Raw genomic sequence first — 16,935 nt, 5'->3', positions numbered from 1 at the left:
GGTGATATATCCGTGGCCAAATTTAATGTCAATATAATATGCTAATATGGATTTTGATTAAGACGACAACGCATTCATAAAGCAAACTGGTTCTTGAAACCAGAATTGTGTGATTGTTTTCTGGATGGGAAAGCGTTAGCAAATAATTGTGTTGCGCCAATTTTTCTTATGAAAATTTTTTGATATGTAATTGAAAATTTTTGTATTTTTTGAGGGTGGTTTTTGGTGTAAAGCCGATAATATTTTTAATTAGTGATTAAATTTTCCATCGTCGAAATTTTCTTGCTCTCCCGTCGATTGATCAAAAGATTGATCGTTATTGCTCTTCTGAAAACTCTATTTAAAACCATTCGCAGGTTAAAAAATCCGAATTTGTCGGGTTACGCCGCTGCGCGGCTAACACGACCTACGGGCTATGGCTTCAGCTTTTATTCAGCATACCTTCGTTAGTGTCTGGCAAAACACCAGGAGGTTAATCATGAAAAAAGTTTTGACGGTGGTAGCTGGATTATTGGTGATTTGGGGTTGGTTGGTGGTTGCGGCGCCGGCACTTGCGCATGATCGGCAGAACTGGGTTGAGCATGAGCGCCAGCAAATCAATCGCGAGCGGGAAGCGATGCATCGGGAATTCGATGCGATGATGCGCGACCTGGATGCCGAGGGGCGGGAGATAGATCGTTGGCAAAGTCGCCAGCATCACGGTGATCACCAGAGGATAGGGCAGATTGCAAACCAAAAGCGCGATGCCTTGAATCGCGAACGTGACAGGCTTAATCGTGAGCGGGATCGGATGAACCGGTATTATGATGAGCGGAATCGCGAGTTGGACCATCGGAATCGGCAGCATGAACATCAGCGACGGGATTACAGTCATCATCGGAACAGGAGTTATCGTTGAAGGAAGTTACCATGAAATCGGTGCGCTTCATCTTAGCAGCGCTTATCCTTTTAGCAGTATCAGCTTGTGCAGACAAGCCAGCCTGGCAGGGTACATATAATTACGAAGCTATGCTGGGAGAAAATGTTGCTGATGATGCGATTATTATTGAGTATGCATTATCCATCAGTGGCAACGAGTGCTCGCTTCAGATAGAGGGCTATCAGGTCTCCGAAAGTATTCTCTGTACCACCAGAGAAGATAACGATCATCTGACCGTGAGTTTCAAGTCTTATGCGGATGGTTCGGTCAAGAACATTTATGACGTTGCTGTTTATACGGTAGGCGGAACCTTGTTTAGTTTTAGCTATGACAATAATCGGTTACTAACAATCTGGGGCGAGCTGATACCAGATGAATCCCTACCTCAAAAAGGCGTTTACTTCTTAAAGAAATAACCACTTCTCCCCCTCCAGCTCACATGGTCGACCTGCAAAAGGCAGGTCCCATTGCGTTCCTCATTGATTGTCTTATCTAAGGCTGGCGCAAAAAATCACATAACACCGCGTTCTGGATAGACTGATATCCATAAGACATAGCAACTCAGTAATATCCCGTAATTGCACATCCTTTATTTCTGGTCTTTACTGAAAACTCCGACAACGGCAGCTCGCGCTGTCTGGTTTTATATTTCCAGAGAAGCCTTCTCAAAAATTTCAGGAATAACGGATGGAGTCAGGTGTGAACTCATGGACTACATGGCGCAGACAATGGCCGGGCGCCGGTTTTTGGTTGTCACTCCTGGTGTTTACCGGCATGGTCATCGCCAGTTTTTTATTGTTTGAATCTTCCATTCAACACGCCACAACGGCATTGGTGCACGGCCTTGTGCAACAACCCGCATATCAATTCAGCCTGGCAATGGTCGTGATATTGCTGTTGGTTTTTGATGTGCTCTTGCCGGTTCCCTCCATGTTATTAGCCTTGCTCGCGGCAACGCATCTGGGTTTCGTCGGTGGCAGCCTGACGATCTTTATCGGCCTGTGTTGCGGTTCTGTCTTCGGTTATTTTCTCGGTGCCGGTTACTTCTGCCTCGCGTCGCGCTGGTTAAGCGCTGGCGATAAACAACAGGCGAGTGAATTGGCCAATAAGCTGGGTACGCTGGCATTGGTGTGTTTGCGCGGTGTGCCGGTGTTGGCCGAGGTCTCCGTATTGGCCGCTGGTATGAAAGGCTTTCCCCTGAAAAGATTTTTGCTGGTTACCACGCTGGCGAATGCTGGTCTGGCAGTAGCCTACGCCTACATAGGTGCTTTCCTTGCCGGTGAAACGGCTTTTTTACTGATCATTTTTGCATCCTTGTTGTTGCCGGGTTTGTTTTTGCTTTGCCGTTCATGTGTGCAGGCACTGGAGCCGGTTTTACGTACAAAAAAATAGAAAGGAGAATGGTATGAAGAGTTCCATAAGGAGCGCGCTGATCATCGCTGGTTTGTTCGCGCTCAGCCATCATGCAACGGCCCAGCAAGACGATGTCTTTTTTACGATGGGCGTACACAACAACCTCGGCTGTAACGCCGACAATGGCAATTGCATTGCAGACCGTGCCGACACAGATCCAAGCGATCCGTTTTTTCCGGCTATGTGGGTGAGCGATTGGACGATGTATCGCGTTACGCAGAATTATGAAAAGAACCCACCGCCTTACAGCAGCCCGCCGTCAACCTTAACAAAAAAAGATTACACCGTTTCATACGGTTCCAGTTACTACGATACCAGTTACATTCCTGCTGATGGTGACGGTTTCGGTGCGATGATGGAGCATTATGAAAAGTATTGCCTGCCGATTTTTCCAATTAAGAATAATAACTACACCTGTACATTTATTTCGTTAGGCAATAAGGCCTACTTTTTAACCTACCCGGAAGATCGCCCCAAGACCATGCCGCCCTGCTGTTTGTTTTCACCGGAAAATCATCCGCCCTGGCAGGACTTTATCAAGCATCTACCTTACAGCCCGACGCGTAGCGCGCATTTGAATAATTCCCTGCAAGCTTACGCGCTGGATTTGCAATCACCGCAGGGGCCCATTTTGTTCGGGTATGCGTTTTATAAAGACGCTTCCACAGATGAAAAAGGCGGGGCGCCTTATCGTCATCCGCAATCGTTTTATTTTTCCGGTGATGTGACCGTGGCCAACGCGCCGATTGTCAGTCAGAACTACACTGGCTTCCGCATCGAACGGCCTGACCCGGCAAAAACCTGGGATCGTGTCGCCAAGATGTGCCCGAAAGATCCTCCTGCGTGTCAATTGTTTAACCCGCCGTCACCCTTAAAGAGCGGTAACAAAGCGCAATGGGATCGTTTGGAAATTCCAGCGGAAACCTCTGCTGAAAAATAATCGTCCTGCAACGCAGGATTTTTTTGAAGACCAATGTTAAGAATCGACATTCTTAAAAACCGATAGCCTGGAGAATAATAATGTATAAGTTCAAATACGGTGTTGTCTTGCTGGCGGCACTGGGATTTAGCCTGACAGCCCACGCCAGAGATGAAGCACAGACAACAAAAGCCAATGTGCAATGGACCTGGCCTTGCACGCCGCCAACCAAAGCGCCTGTGCCCACGGCAAGCCAGCAGGATTTTGATTCCTACAGTTGGCAGTTGTTTGTTGCGCTGAACTGGCCAGCAGAATCCGGGCAGCGCGGGCAAGCTAATTGCGCTCAGCCGGTCGGCGCCAAAGGTCCGGTGGTGTGGCAAACCTATAAAACCGTTGAGCAGATTTTTTTACCCGATGCAAAAAATCCCGGTGCCTGGAATGCAGGCGAGGTGGATACCAGCCTGAGTACCATCAATGTCTCCGTATTAAAAAATACCGGCATTGTGAATATGGTGGATCAAGCGGTGGGCGGCTGGTTGATTGACCAACGCGGCAACCCGACCTATTACGCCATCTACGCGAACAAGACCTCTTACGACTACATCGTTAAGAATAATTTCTACAACGCGGATATCGTCGGCAAGGCAAACAATATTAACTTCCCGGATAACGCGACGGAAATCAAAGCCAGCTGGCGAATATTGACCAAAGACGATGATGCCAGTCGTTACCTGACTATGCCGGCGCAAGTGGAAATCTTTGATGCGCAGGGCCAACCCACCGGCAAAACACAAGCGGCCACGCTGGGATTGGTCGGTTTGCATATTGCCACCAAGGCGGCCGGTTACCCGCAATGGATCTGGTCCACCTTTGAACAAGTCGACAACGTACCGCCTAAAGAAAATGTCGACGGCAAATGGGTCGATAAACCGGTGGACGGCGTGTTCTATTCCTACTTCAACAGCAAGGCGTCACCCGGCGATATCAATCACTCCGCTTGCCTTTGGCAACAGCAGGACAACCAGTTGGTGTGCGTGCCGAAGCCGGGCATGACCTTTTCTACACCCAACCCGTTAAACCGTGTAACGCCCATTGCTGCGGATACCCAAAAAGCGAATGACGTCGCGCAAAAGAATTTAACAAAAACCGTGTTCCAGTATTACCAACTGGTTACCACACAACGCCCGCTGATGCCCGACAACCCCAGCAATCCACTCGGCCAACCGACGCCGGCAATTTCTGCCAATGTCACCATGGAAAGTTACATACAACCCAACAGCAGCTGCATGAATTGCCACTCCATGGCGACACCGGTCAATAGCGCTTACAGATCAGATTTTTCTTACCTGTTTAAATTTGCCCAAACGCCAGCGGCTGCAATCAAAGAATCTACCGCCACAAAAAAATAAGGAGCAACACATGAGTATTTTGAATGGACCACGTTTGAATTTTTGGGGCGGCATTCGTACCGATGTGAGCGTGCCGAATAACTCGCCGACGATTCCTTATTCCGGCGGCACGCTGAATTTATTTGACCTGACCACATCCACTGTCGCACCCAGTGCGCAGCTGTTCAGCGACGATCAATTAAATGCGTTCATCAATGCCCCCTCTGGTGATTACTACACGGCGGGCGGCTGGAACCATTACGGGCAGCATGTGGTGGATATGCAGAACGCGCTGATCAGTTCGCAAGGCACGCCCGGCAATATCAGCACCACCGGCGACCTGGTTGGCCAACCGGTTTATTTATTGGGCTCAATCGACCCGGTAACAAAGCAGGGCCCGGTATCCGGGCCGATGATGGTTGACCTGGACCCCACCAGCGGACAGACCACGCAAATTTTCGTGGGCGGTTTGCAAATCGGTTCCGGCAGCACACCGGAATTATTGATTCGCCACGACACCGTGTGCAGCAGCCAGGATCTCGCCGTGCGTATTTTGGTGGGCGAGCCGGACGCGCCCGGCTCCAGTCGTATCAGCGGCACCTTTCAAATTACGTTTCCGTTGAGCAGTGTGGTGAGTTACAACCAGAACAGCGCAATGCTCAAATCCATCATCGACGCACCGGGCGCAACCGGTATTGTGTTGCGTTTTGTGATGTTTGAAATGTGCCCCACGCTGACCACGCCGCAACTCCGGGCCGATTATGCGTCCGGCCAGAACACGCCCAACCCGAGCATCGGCCGCGTGATCGGCACGCTCGCACCGGCCTATCCCGGTGAGCCAAAGATTTGCCAAAACGGACGGCGCCTGGTCAACACCGGCACCGGTGCGGGCGGTTACATGGAATTGGTAAACGACCTGATGAGTGTGGACATGGTAAACCTGCTGCCCAAGGCAAATTTCCGCAGCGAACGCACCAACATCACCGGCCCTATTGGTCCGAATATCGATTTCGGCACACTGAATTTCACAGCGGGTAGTTCAACCGTTGCGACACTCGCGTGCAGCGATGCGCAATTACAAAACTATTATCTCTACGGCGGCATCGTGGATTTTTCGTTAACCGCCGACCAAGCCACAGCGGTTAAAACACAACCCTTAAACATCAGCGCCTACAACCAGAACACCGCCGCCACATTAAAGATTGTGGAGCCGCCGTATCGTATCTACAGCGACGAACGCAATCTATATATCGATGATTATCAGGGCTCGGTATCCGTTACCTTACAATTGCGTTACCTCGGCCAAGCTGTAAAACAGCACACAACCATTTCCATCAGCAGCGACACACCCGGCACACTGGACAACCCGGATTACCTGGACTTCCCCACCAGCGTCACCGTACCGGCCAACCAGGAATCCGCCAGCTTCACCGCCGCCGCCAAAACAAGCAGCGCCGCCACCGCCGGCTTTGAAGTACTCAACTACACCTGCAACGGCGGCTCCTACTTCACCAACTTCAGAAAATATAAACAAACCAATTTCGGCATCCCCGCCGGCAGCACCATCACCTGGGAACAGGTTTACACCAACGTACTGCGCTTCCACTACCTCGCCTTCCCGGCCATGTCACGCTTCATTCCACTCAACCAGCCCGATGCCATACTCAACGCAAAAAATGCCATCATCGCGCGGACGTCCTCGGCTTACAAAAACACAACACTGTTTATGCCGGTGGTGAGATCAATGTCGCCGAGCCAGACGGCGTTGTTGAAGGCGTATTTGACGGGGCAGGGGTGGGAGGGTTAGGTGTTGTAATTTGGTGAAATGGCGCGAGTTGTTTTTATGGCATATGATTAAACGCGTGGTTTTTTTGGATTGCATGGCGGTTATCGTGAATATTTTCGCGCGGTAATGCCAGCATTGATAATGGGTAAATTTTCTTTACATTTCAATTGCTTAACGTTGTCATGTTAGATTTCGTTAAAAATTAGGTCTATTCAAGCTAATAATTACTATGAGGCCGAATGGCCTCATTAATAGGCTGTTATGTGTATATTCAATGGCTACCAAGGTAGGAGAAAGCAGTGAAAGAACTAATAAAAACTATTGAGGAATATAAAATATGGAAAACGGAGATTCGCAAAGTACTTGATGAAAACTTCAATGATATAGCGTCCTTAATGATGGATGCATACGGACCAAACCAAATAATTCCGTTTAAAACGGAAGCTCCGACTCAACATACTTTCTTTAATCAAAACAATAACCCTATCCTTATTAAAGGCTGTGTTATTAATATTGAGCAAATGACCGGTGAGTATATGCTTTGGTTCTTTGAGAATGGTAGTTTCTACTTAATTCAAAGAAAATCCGATAGTAACCTATTAAATGTTAGACCATATTTATCCGAAAATTCGGGTAGTTTTTTCAATACGCAAGCCTACAAAGCAAGTTTTGATAACGAAATAAATTTTGTATTATCTTTGATTGAAAACGCCGGAAATATTGTAGATATACTCAAAGAGAGAATGGGTAGATTAAAAACATGTGAGGCTCAAGGCTTGGTAAAAAAATTAGCCTCAACAGTAAGAAAATAGATACATAAAAAGCTTCTAAATTCGCGAACTTTGTGCGCTTTACAGCTTTTAAGTCGAGATTAACTCTAGTTTCGAGATAAGGAAAAAATGTGTTAAGCACACTTGCTAAAATACTACTTACTAGTACAGCAATAGCCCCCGTAGGCTTTACCTATGCGTGGGTAGCTTGGTTTGATAACGAGAGAATATTTGCTGGTTTAGCTATTGCTGCCTCTTTATTTTTAGTACTAATTTGCATCTGGATGCTTCGTTACGCTAGGAAAAATCTTGAACGATTCAACTTTTCTGTAGCGACAATTGAAGCTGCAGATCGTGAAAACATGGGATTTCTTCTTTTGTATTTGCTGCCGCTTTTTACTGCAAGTTTCTCTGCATTGAACTGGACGGTTTGGGTTCCAACACTATTAATATTTGCTGTGATAACTAGCACTGGATATAGCTATCACTTCAATCCTCTCTTGGGCATCATGAAATGGCATTTTTATAAAGTAGGTACGCCAGAAGGTGTAACTTATGTGCTTATCACAAAAAAAGAGCTTAGGCATGCCAGCCAACCTTTAACAGTAGCACAGTTAACAGAATATATTGTTATAGACGTAGAGGAATAAAATGACACCACAGCAAAATTTTTTCGCGCTTATTAAGGACGATAGCGGCAGCTGTCAAATTAAGCGGCTCAGAGTTAACCAATCACTTCAGGCTGAGTTGATTCAAATATTTGAAGATCAACGTATCCTTTTCGAACAAGGCATTGATACCGAAGTGGTTTTTAATGGTGATTGGAAACCAGATTCAAATGAAGTCCTAACTATTAGTGATATTTCTGAGTCAGTGATGATGAAGAACGCGGTCAATGCAAATGCGTCATCATTTCCAGATGTGGTCATTGCCAATTTTTCTAATGAACCAATAAAGGCAATATTCACAGGGATAACAAAAAAAGGACAAACAAAGGTTTTTGTCCAAAAATTTTCATCCAGACAGGCTCTTTCGTTAAGCCAGCTACCACTTATAAAAATGCAGACTGGTAATACTTTTGTAAAAACAACTGAAGACATATTTACGATCGACAATAAGTTGGTCGCAATCATTGAAGATGATAAAACGAAATTTAAAAGCTTTCACAACGCGCGCATGGTTTTTGACCTATCAGACTACTATAAAGAAGCAACAAACGATGATTTAACTCAGATGGCTCAACATGCATCGTTGCACATAGCTGACCTGGAAAGCTTCATCAAAGAAGCTGACGCACAGGTCAGAAAGATGGCGCACTCTATCGAAAGATCTGGGTTGTTAGATAACTATACTGTTAGTCAAATATCTACTGCCGCTGAAAATTTCCCGGATATTCCGGTGTCTATTAATAACGGAAAAATCACATTGCCACGCGACAAAAAAGAACTTAAGGAAGTGTTGCATTTTTTATTGGAAGACATATACAAAGGTCCATTATCGGGCAATGATTTCTTAACCAATTCTAAGCGTGAGTTATAACATGCTAATGCACCCAAAGCCTTTTATGCAGTATCGGGGATTAGAATGTTAACTATCCGAGCCCCCGAGAAGAGTAGACAACTCTCTACCACCCAATGATGGACTACCAAATAACAAAAAAACGCGAAACAAGTACAACCACTACACCAAGTATTCTCGTCGCGAGATCAGGAGCTTCACAGATAACCACAAGAAGAGATTGAATCCACAACATCGTATTTCAGCAAATATAGATGTTGAAATATACTTTCAGTGGTTCCTTACGCCGTAACAGAGATTTGAGATGCTGAATAATGAACACTAAAGATTTGGAAAATCTAAAAAAGATAGATTCTTTTCCCGTAAAGGGATCTATTGTTGCCGGATATTTTGTGAAGCGCGGCGATCCATCAGGTGTATTCTTACTTGCATTGGTGGATCAGTCTAACGATGTTCAGTACAAACTGCGCTGGTCCTATAATTCAACTACGACATTTAAAGAAACTTTGGGAAAAAATAATAGATATCAATACTTTATAATTTTTGGATATGTATCACTTTCTCACTATCAGAGGCTTTGTAAGAGGGGGTTCGGGATTAAGGATATTCCACCAATATATGAGGAGCCATGCAATCTTTCACTTTCAGCCCATCAAGCTCAGTCACGCAAAATTGTTGAAATCAAGAAGAAATATAAAAATAGCCGGTCTCAAATTCCAAATGAAATTGCCAGTGGATTAGCAATCACATTTATACATTATGTTGGACTTGATGAACCGATCATTTTGGAAGGCGGATTTACAAGAGTTATGGATAATACTATCTATGTTAATAGCGATGAAGATTATTATGTTACAGAGAACAAGGAGTCTTTTTTACGCGTCCCACGCTCACTGATTTTGAGAATCGGCTCAGTCTCGCCCGGAACCTAATCCATTTCCATCTAATCAACGTGGAGGCAAGCATAGCCAAAAGATAGTATTACATCTTTTATACCGAAGAGGGGGCAACTGGCAGTTGCACAGAATTATTTACCGACTCCTTTACTCACCACTCATCATTACCTTAGCTCCCTCAGAAATATTCCGATTACTATCAGCAACGGACTGCACTAAATCGGTTTCAGCGGCTTTGGCTTTAAGGTCTTGATCAATATAATCATTAGCGCGTTCCGCCTTGGCCTTAATCTCAGCTAACTTTGCCTTTTCCTTTTCAATGGCTATCATTCGCAGGCTTTTCTCATATTCAGAGTCACTTTCTGCGTTAAGCTGTCTTTGTTTCAGATTGAGGCGCTGCTCTTCAAGGTAGATTTTCCTGAGCTCTTCTTCATACGCATCGGCTTTGCGTTTTTCCAGCAGTTTCGCTTCTATTCTGCGAGCCTCGGCTACCCTTTGACGCTCCTGCTCTGCCAGCCTTGCTTTCTCAGCCGCTTCAGCGGCTAATCTCTCTGATTCTCTTTGTTGTTTATTCGCCAGATGAACAGCATTAATCTGGTCTTGCAGATTGGGCTGCGCAAATGAACCCATGGCGAAGAACATCAATAAAAACAGCGCTATCTTTTGCATCATGCATCTCCTTGCGGGCAGGTGGCATTGGGTTGGACACGCGTTTCATTTTCTCCGGTTGAGATAATCACAGCGACGCCCGGTTTAAATTCGCATAGCTTCCCCACTTGGGCAGAGCTCAGTGTTTCACCATCCTCGACATACACCAATGAAACGCCATCGACTAAAACCTTGTCCTTCACTAATGATCCTGTTGCTGCACCGGCGACTGCACCACCGAGAGCACCGGCAACGACGGTTTCATTTGTCTGGTAACGGCTGGATTGAACATTGTCACCAATAGCCGCACCCAGGACAGCCCCCAAAATGCCGCCAGCAACCTGCGCTTTCTGCTGTGCCTCGCTGTTATCAACTTCTATTCTGGCGGGCATAACGGCGAGGATTTCTACTGTCTTGGCCGCTTGTTTCATGTTGACCTGTCCCGCTTTGTAGACGTTGGCCCGGTGCTGCTCGCCCGTTGCCTGGCATCCAACAAGAACGGTTAATGAAAAGATAAGGGTGAGTATTGGTTTGATTGACACAGGTGTTTTCCTCTTGAGGTAGATCCGATCCTTACAACTTGTCGTTTTTTCAAACAAAATAATCGCTCATTTACCTAATGTCAACTTTTTAGGTTGACTATCGACTTTACACATCCTTCATACTAAAAGGTCGAGGGACAACCATTTGGGTTTTTCTGGTAGAGATCCCCCAAATGAAACGAGATAACCCGGCTGACTTGGCAAAAGAATTGGGTAAACGCATATCCAGCCTACGCATAGCTGCTGGACTAACGCAGGAATATGTAGCGGAAAACCTGGGTATAGGCAGCGAAGCCGTTTCCCGTATCGAGCGGGGGGTAGCCGTGCCAAACGCCATACGACTTTTGGAATTAGCTGAAATTTTGGGGTGCCGAACCGATGAGTTACTGCATGGCAGCAGTTCCCGACTGGCAGATCAGACGGCTTACCTGGAAGACCTTTTGGCGAAAGTATCGGCGGAAGACCGGGGGCTGCTTATCAGCGTTTTAGAGAGCTTGGTTGGTAGGTTAAAAACAAGCAATCATGGTAAATAATCTATACAACCTATATCCAAATTCCATTGGCAGGCAGGCTATGGAATATCATCTATAAGGTCGTCAGCTATATGGACAGTTTTGAAAATTTTTTAACCGTGCTTCATGACTTTGAATCTCTTCCAGCAATATCCGAAAGTGAAAGTATATTTGATGTAGCTGGCTATCCTCATTATGAAAACGTATGTAGTAATATTCTTGCTTTCTATTTAAACCCTAATAATGAGCACGGCTTGGGAAGCTTGCTGTTCTCTTCACTAATGAGCCTCGCCGAAAGTGACGATTCGAGCCAAGGAAACTTTCAGGTTTATCGTGAATATTCCACAAAGAAAGGTGGAAGATTAGATCTCTTGATTGAAACGGATAACCAGCTTATAGGCATAGAGAACAAAGTATTCCACGAGCTAAGAAATGATCTATATGATTACAGCCGTACAATAGATGAAATATCCGGTCAAAAAAAATTATCGCCCGTTAAAATTGTTCTTAGTATTAAGGCTCATGCCGTTGATAACGGGTTTGTTGGGATAACCTACAAAAATTTTATAGCTGAAATAAGGCAGCGTCTTGGCCTCTATGCCGGTAAATCGTCTCAAAAATGGCTTCTTTACCTTCTGGATTTTATGAGCAGCATGGAAAACTTCACAGGTAAGAATATGGAATTAGATGAGCTTGATCAATTTTTTATAAAGCATCACGAAAGAGTTGATAAGTTGCTGACTGCAAGAAATAAATTTATGTCAAAACTTTATTCGAAAGTAAACGATCTTTCAGGAATCATGGAGAAATCATGCGTATGTGAGAAAAAATGGATATATGCAAAAGCTTGTTTGGTCCATGATTTTATGCTTTCAGGTCATTCAATAGCATTTGATCTACACATTTCACCGACCGGGTGGAAGTTCTTAGTTTTCGGTCGAAACGAAAAATCTCACGCCTATTTATCTGAACTACTTTTAGACCCGTCCATTTGTGAGTTCGAAATAACTTGCAGAGATTCTCGATATATTTTAGAAGAATTTAGTTTAGCTACTGATCTAATGTTGATAAAAGAAAAATTACTGAGCTGGTTTTCTAGAATTGTCGATGCAGATAACACCAGAACGAGTATTTTAACTATAGGTTAATAAATGTTGGACTTTACCGGCAAAGACCAAAAAGCACAGCAAGTTTGCTTGCACTATGCCAATCAACTTGAAGCACACGATCTTATTGGCATTATTCGGAACATCGCTTCTATTACCTCCAAAGAACAAGCCATTGCTTTATCCCGGTTCTTCTGGCGAATGCTGGAGGCCGCAGCGGAAGATCGGGATAAGGGTGTTGAGGTATTGGGGGAAGTGGACTTGCAATATTGGATGGAACGCAGCATGAATATTATCAGCGGTTATCTTGATCGGATCGGTTACGGCGATGAGTGGGAGCAGGTGAGCGATGAAGTATAAGGCCGCCAACCATAGCGCCAACTTGCTAACACGATTGAACCAACTCCAATAAAAAATCCCGCACCTAAATGCGGGATTTTATCTTTAACAACTCGTCCTCTCCTAATCCCACACCGGCGCAAAACTCGGATTAGCAATACGCTCACCACAATCAAGCCCATCAATCAGCGCCGCATCATCCGGCGATAAACGAATGTGTTGCGCGGCAAGGTTGGATTCGAGGTTGTGCTTTTTGGTCGACATGGGAATCGTGGCCATACCTTGGTCCAGAATCCAGCGCAGTACCAGTTGCGGTATCGGGTGGCCGGTGCGGTTTGAAATGTCCTGCAATACCGGGTCTTTTAAAACCTTGCCGACGGCCAGGGGCATGTAGGCGGTTGGTTGTATGCCTTGCTGTTGCATAAAGCGGCGCAGTGTGGTGTTTTGCAAATAGGGGTGGACTTCGATCTGGTTGGTGGCGATGTTGTCGACGCCGAGGATGTTGATCGCTTCCTGCAATTGCGCCACTGTGAAGTTGGAAACACCGATCTCGCGTGCGAGCCCCTGGATTTTGGCTTTGTTCAATTCCGCCAGATATTCACTCATCGGCACGCCGCCCGTTTGTGTGGGCCAGTGGATCAAAAGCAGGTCGACGTACTCGGTTTGCAGTGCCTGCAAACTGTCGTTCACAGACGGGATAAATTTGTCCGCGCCGAGGTTGTCGAGCCAAACTTTGGTGGTGAGGAAAATATCGCTGCGTGCGACGCCGCTGTCGGCAATGGCTTTTCCGACCTGTGCTTCATTGCCGTAGATCTGCGCGGTGTCGATGTGGCGGTAACCAGCATCCAGAGCCAGCCGCACGGCGTCGTAGGCGTCCTCGTCTTTCAGGCGAAACGTGCCCATCCCTAAAGCTGGAATGGCTTGCGGCGAAATGGTGTTTGTCGTCATGAATAATCTCCGATAAAAAAGGCAGGTTTTTCCTGCCGATGATGCAAGGGTTTTACTCTGCGTCGGCAATAACCTGCGCAGGGATGGCTTTATCTTTACGCTCCAGGGCGCCGGACCAACGGGTCAGGGCCAGCGCTAGTAGGACCACCAGCGCGCCGATCCAGCCGGTATCGGTCAGGGGGCGTTCTGCTATCACCAGGCCGCCGAACCAGGCACCGAAGGCGATGCCCAGGTTGAACGCGGCGATGTTTAAACCCGACGCCACATCCACAGCCTGCGGGCGGTATTTCTGGGCCAGTTGCACCACATAGACTTGCAAGCCCGGCACGTTGCCGAAGGCAAAGGCGCCCCAGACCAATACCGTCAGTACGGCGAGTACCGGCGACTGGGCGGTGAAACTGAACACGGCGAGCACGGCGGCCAACCCGATAAAGATCAGCGAGAGTGCTGGCACCGGGCCTTTGCGATCCGCCAGTTTGCCGCCCCAGATATTTCCCACCACTACGGACACACCATACACCAGCATGATGAGACCGATAGCGCCGGGCGCGAAGCCGGTGACCTGTTGCAGCACCGGGGCAAGATAGGTGAAGGCGATAAAGCTGCCGCCGTAGCCAACGGCGGTCATGGCAAATACCAGCAACAGGCGTGGCTCAGTCAGCACCTGCAATTGTGACCACAGGGAATTGGCCGGCGTTTGCTGCAGGTTTTTCGGCACCAGTATGGCGCTGCCGATCAATGCAACCACACCCAACAAGGCCACGACTAAAAAGGTGGCGCGCCAGCCAAGCTCCTGGCCGATAAAGGTACCCAAAGGAACACCCGTCACCAGCGCCAGCGTCAGGCCCGAAAACATCAGCGCGATGGCGCTGGCTTCTTTGTCCTTGCTGACCAGGTTGGTGGCGATGGTCGAGCCGATGGAGAAGAACACGCCGTGGGCCAGGCCAGTCAGTACTCGCGCCAGCACCAGGGTTTCGTATCCGGGCGCGGAAAAGGCGAGCAGGTTGCCGCCGATAAACAGCGTCATCAACGCCAGCAACAAGGGCTTGCGCGGCCAATTGCCGGTCAAGGCCGTCAATACCGGCGCGCCGACCGCAACGCCTAATGCATACAGGCTCACCAGCAAACCGGCGGAGGGAACAGAGATCGCGAGATCCTGCGCGATGGTGGGCACCAGACCGACAATGACAAATTCGGTGGTGCCGATGGCAAAAGCGCTCAAGGTAAGCGCCCACAGTGCAAGGGGCATAACACTCTCCTCAATAGGTGATACAGCAGGTTTTTGCATGGGCGCTATTGTGGAGGCAGTAACTATTGTGAAAAATGAGCAAAACCACAAAAGACTTTTAATGAAATGACAATAATCTCGGAAAGGGCACAGTTGGAACAGCTGTTGGCCGTGTATGAACAGGGCAGCTTCTCGGCGGCGGCGCGGGCGCTGGACTGCCAGGTCGCCTCCGTATCCCGCGCGGTCGCGCAGTTGGAGGCGCGGCTTGGGGTAGATTTGTTTGCGCGTACCACACGCAAGGTGATTCCCACTGAGGAGGGACATCGCTTTGTGCAGCAGATCAGGCCAGCGCTGTTGCAGATCGCCGAGGCGGAGGCCGAACTCAGGAATTTATCGGCGGAGCCGGCCGGCAAGTTGCGCGTCGATGCGGCCAGCCCGTTTATCCTGCATCAGCTGGTGCCTTTAATGGCTGAATTCCGTGCGCGTTATCCGCGCATTCAGCTTGAGCTGGTCTCCGGTGAAGCCTTGATTGATTTGCTGGAGCAACGTACCGACCTGGCGATCCGTATCGGTGGTCTGACAGATTCCAACCTGCACGCGCGCCTGCTCGGTCGCAGTCCATTGCATTTGGTGGCCAGCCCGGATTATCTGGCTCAGTTGGGCAAACCGACGACTATTGAAGAACTCAACCGCCATCGCCTGATCGGGTTTGCCGACATTCCCAAATTAAACCTGTGGCATTTCAGCGCTGGCGCTTTGGCGATCACGCCGGTGATCGCGGCGAGCAGTGGTGAGACGGTGTTGCAGTTGTGTTTGCAAGGGCACGGCATTGCGCTGCTGTCGCGCTTCATGGTGCATAAGGCGCTGGCGGAAGGTGCGCTGGTGGAAGTCTTGCCGGGCAGTTTGCAAAGCCCGCACCCACGGGAACAGGTGCAGGCGGTTTATTATCGTAATACGGCGGTGTCATCGCGGATCAGTGCCTTTCTGGATCATATTGCGCCGCGGCTTTCACTTTAATCTGGCCGCGATTTTTTACGGCGCCTCAGCCACCGGCAACTCCGCCACAATATCCGTGCTCGCAATCTGCGTGCGCGCACGGTCGCTGAGAATTTGCAAATCACTGATCACATCTTTCGCTAACCAACTGACGGATTCATCCGGGTGGTTAACCAACGACTGTACCAGGTACACATGGCTTTCATTGCCGGTGGCGCGCAGCGCGAGGAGCGCATCGAGTTTTACGCCGATGTCCTTGTCTTGCAGCAGGGGTGCGATGGCATCGGCGGCGCTGTGGTAGCGGGTTTTCGCTAATTCAATCAAAGTTTTCTGGCGCGTTTCCGGGTTGGGGCTGTTCAGGCCGGCTTGCGCGTCGGTGATTTGTTTTTCAATTAAGGTGTTGTCGCCGCGCAGCGACATGACTTGTGCGGCAACGCGTTTGATATCCGGGTTGGTTTGATTGTGATAAAGGGCACTGAGTGCGTAGTCGGGCAGGATGGTCGGGTTTTCTGCCATGTCGTAAAGGCTTTTGCTGGCAATGGCGAGGTTTTCGCGGCTGGGGTTACTCGCCAGCAGTTCATTGATTTTTTCGGTGAGTGAGCGTGGGTCATTTTCCGTTTGCGTAACCAGGTCTTTTACCGCTTGATCGCGCGCGGCGGTTGATTTACTTATGGGTGCTTGAACCTCGGCTTGTTCAGCCTGCATGGCGGTTACCACATCAGGTGTGGTGGTGGTTTTTTTCTCTACAGGGCGCGGTTGCTCTGCGGAATCAAACGCGAATAAACGTGCGTCGAGCAGTTCTTGTTCTTTTTTTGCCAATACGATTTCCAGGTCGACGATTTTATTTTCCAGCGCGGTTATTTTTGGATTTTTTTCGGCATCGTTTGCGCCGGGATGAATAACCATGTAAGCCGTCAGCGCACCGACAGCGGTGGCCAGCAGTAAATGTTTTTTGGTGTATACCGTAAGACTCATCGCGATACCTCTCGTTATTATTATCCAAAGGT

19 protein-coding genes are annotated in these 16,935 nt (G+C 48.0%); 14 read left to right on the top strand and 5 right to left on the bottom strand.

Annotated elements, in window-relative coordinates; genetic code table 11:
- Positions 1 to 478: 478 nt before the first annotated feature.
- The 10 genes from ACSV5M_RS01695 (at position 479) to ACSV5M_RS01650 (ending at position 9,645) form a co-directional block, all read left to right on the top strand.
- Positions 479 to 898, top strand: coding sequence for a hypothetical protein (locus ACSV5M_RS01695; protein WP_439173724.1), 420 nt, complete (start codon positions 479 to 481; stop codon positions 896 to 898).
- 11 nt (positions 899 to 909) lie between these two features.
- Positions 910 to 1,335: a DUF5991 domain-containing protein gene (locus ACSV5M_RS01690; RefSeq protein WP_439173723.1), complete on the top strand. Its 426-nt coding sequence runs from the start codon at positions 910 to 912 to the stop codon at positions 1,333 to 1,335.
- 283 nt (positions 1,336 to 1,618) lie between these two features.
- Positions 1,619 to 2,311 (top strand): VTT domain-containing protein, encoded by a 693-nt coding sequence (locus ACSV5M_RS01685; protein ID WP_439173722.1) that lies wholly within the window; start codon positions 1,619 to 1,621, stop codon positions 2,309 to 2,311.
- 13 nt (positions 2,312 to 2,324) lie between these two features.
- Positions 2,325 to 3,272: a hypothetical protein gene (locus tag ACSV5M_RS01680; protein WP_439173720.1), complete on the top strand. Its 948-nt coding sequence runs from the start codon at positions 2,325 to 2,327 to the stop codon at positions 3,270 to 3,272.
- An 80-nt stretch (positions 3,273 to 3,352) separates the two neighbouring features.
- Positions 3,353 to 4,660, top strand: a complete 1,308-nt coding sequence (locus tag ACSV5M_RS01675; protein WP_439173719.1) for a hypothetical protein — start codon at positions 3,353 to 3,355, stop codon at positions 4,658 to 4,660.
- A gap of 10 nt (positions 4,661 to 4,670) precedes the next feature.
- Positions 4,671 to 6,446, top strand: a complete 1,776-nt coding sequence (locus tag ACSV5M_RS01670; RefSeq protein WP_439173717.1) for a hypothetical protein — start codon at positions 4,671 to 4,673, stop codon at positions 6,444 to 6,446.
- 278 nt (positions 6,447 to 6,724) lie between these two features.
- Complete coding sequence (locus ACSV5M_RS01665) at positions 6,725 to 7,237, top strand: hypothetical protein (protein ID WP_439173716.1); 513 nt, start codon at positions 6,725 to 6,727, stop codon at positions 7,235 to 7,237.
- 89 nt (positions 7,238 to 7,326) lie between these two features.
- Positions 7,327 to 7,845: a hypothetical protein gene (locus ACSV5M_RS01660; protein ID WP_439173715.1), complete on the top strand. Its 519-nt coding sequence runs from the start codon at positions 7,327 to 7,329 to the stop codon at positions 7,843 to 7,845.
- A 1-nt stretch (position 7,846) separates the two neighbouring features.
- The gene (locus tag ACSV5M_RS01655) at positions 7,847 to 8,734 is read left to right on the top strand and encodes a Kiwa anti-phage protein KwaB-like domain-containing protein (RefSeq protein ID WP_439173713.1); all 888 of its coding nucleotides are present in this window, start codon (positions 7,847 to 7,849) and stop codon (positions 8,732 to 8,734) included.
- A gap of 293 nt (positions 8,735 to 9,027) precedes the next feature.
- A complete protein-coding gene (locus tag ACSV5M_RS01650) occupies positions 9,028 to 9,645 on the top strand; it encodes a hypothetical protein (RefSeq protein WP_439173712.1) in 618 nt (205 codons plus the stop codon).
- A gap of 111 nt (positions 9,646 to 9,756) precedes the next feature.
- Here the strand turns inward: ACSV5M_RS01650 and ACSV5M_RS01645 are convergent, their stop codons facing one another.
- Positions 9,757 to 10,281, bottom strand: coding sequence for a DUF5384 family protein (locus tag ACSV5M_RS01645; RefSeq protein WP_439173711.1), 525 nt, complete (start codon positions 10,279 to 10,281; stop codon positions 9,757 to 9,759).
- Positions 10,278 to 10,799, bottom strand: coding sequence for a hypothetical protein (locus ACSV5M_RS01640; protein ID WP_439173710.1), 522 nt, complete (start codon positions 10,797 to 10,799; stop codon positions 10,278 to 10,280). Before ACSV5M_RS01640 ends, ACSV5M_RS01645 begins: the two co-directional genes overlap by 4 nt.
- A gap of 173 nt (positions 10,800 to 10,972) precedes the next feature.
- On the opposite strand from ACSV5M_RS01640, the gene ACSV5M_RS01635 reads away from it, so the two are divergent.
- The 3 genes from ACSV5M_RS01635 (at position 10,973) to ACSV5M_RS01625 (ending at position 12,777) form a co-directional block, all read left to right on the top strand.
- Positions 10,973 to 11,332, top strand: coding sequence for a helix-turn-helix domain-containing protein (locus ACSV5M_RS01635; protein WP_439173709.1), 360 nt, complete (start codon positions 10,973 to 10,975; stop codon positions 11,330 to 11,332).
- Positions 11,333 to 11,403: 71 nt separating this feature from the next.
- A complete protein-coding gene (locus ACSV5M_RS01630; RefSeq protein WP_439173708.1) occupies positions 11,404 to 12,459 on the top strand; it encodes a PD-(D/E)XK nuclease family protein in 1,056 nt (351 codons plus the stop codon).
- Between the two features lie 3 nt (positions 12,460 to 12,462).
- Positions 12,463 to 12,777, top strand: a complete 315-nt coding sequence (locus tag ACSV5M_RS01625) for a hypothetical protein (RefSeq protein ID WP_439173707.1) — start codon at positions 12,463 to 12,465, stop codon at positions 12,775 to 12,777.
- A gap of 102 nt (positions 12,778 to 12,879) precedes the next feature.
- On the opposite strand, the gene dkgB is transcribed toward ACSV5M_RS01625, so the two are convergent.
- Positions 12,880 to 13,704, bottom strand: coding sequence for a 2,5-didehydrogluconate reductase DkgB (dkgB, locus tag ACSV5M_RS01620; RefSeq protein ID WP_439173706.1), 825 nt, complete (start codon positions 13,702 to 13,704; stop codon positions 12,880 to 12,882).
- A 52-nt stretch (positions 13,705 to 13,756) separates the two neighbouring features.
- Entirely contained in the window at positions 13,757 to 14,953 is a 1,197-nt protein-coding gene (locus ACSV5M_RS01615; RefSeq protein WP_439173705.1) for an MFS transporter, read from the bottom strand.
- Between the two features lie 105 nt (positions 14,954 to 15,058).
- Between ACSV5M_RS01615 and ACSV5M_RS01610 the strand changes: the two genes are divergently transcribed.
- Positions 15,059 to 15,949: a LysR family transcriptional regulator gene (locus ACSV5M_RS01610; RefSeq protein ID WP_439173704.1), complete on the top strand. Its 891-nt coding sequence runs from the start codon at positions 15,059 to 15,061 to the stop codon at positions 15,947 to 15,949.
- Between the two features lie 15 nt (positions 15,950 to 15,964).
- Here ACSV5M_RS01610 and ACSV5M_RS01605 read toward each other — a convergent pair whose 3' ends face one another.
- Entirely contained in the window at positions 15,965 to 16,903 is a 939-nt protein-coding gene (locus ACSV5M_RS01605; RefSeq protein ID WP_439173703.1) for a HEAT repeat domain-containing protein, read from the bottom strand.
- Positions 16,904 to 16,935: the final 32 nt, after the last annotated feature.

This window comes from Cellvibrio sp. ARAG 10.3, assembly GCF_051846955.1.
Lineage (GTDB): Bacteria > Pseudomonadota > Gammaproteobacteria > Pseudomonadales > Cellvibrionaceae > Cellvibrio.
This window is presented reverse-complemented; position numbering and strand designations above follow the sequence as displayed.